The 384-nt window shown below is 48.7% G+C and carries 1 protein-coding gene; it reads left to right on the top strand.

Annotated features, from left to right (window positions below; translation table 11 throughout):
- A partial coding sequence (locus AAEY75_RS14205; protein WP_352259927.1) for an S-adenosylmethionine:tRNA ribosyltransferase-isomerase occupies positions 1-384 on the top strand: 384 nt, incomplete at both ends.

The raw sequence follows: 384 nt of genomic DNA, 5'->3' as shown, positions 1-384 counted from the left end.
ACGTTGGCCATATGCCACTGCCTCCTTACATCGATCGTCCAGATGAAGATGCTGATAAAGAACGTTATCAAACAGTGTATAACCAAACGCCAGGCGCAGTAGCTGCACCTACAGCAGGCTTACACTTTGATGATGCCATGCTAGCCGATTTAAAAGCCAAAGGGGTCAATATTGCCTTTGTGACTTTGCATGTGGGTGCGGGTACATTCCAACCAGTGCGAGTAGATAATGTGCTTGAGCACAAGATGCATTCAGAATGGGCTAATGTGCCACAAGAGGTTGTTGACCTAATTGCGCTTACTAAAGCGGCTGGAAATCGTGTTGTTGCCGTCGGCACAACATCAGTGCGTTCATTAGAAAGCGCAGCGCGCGCGAGTGGAGAAC

Source organism: Psychrobacter sp. TB55-MNA-CIBAN-0194 (assembly GCF_040309505.1).
GTDB lineage: Bacteria > Pseudomonadota > Gammaproteobacteria > Pseudomonadales > Moraxellaceae > Psychrobacter > Psychrobacter fozii.
The sequence above is the reverse complement of the archived record's forward strand: the minus strand, read 5'-3'. Positions and strand labels throughout refer to the sequence as shown.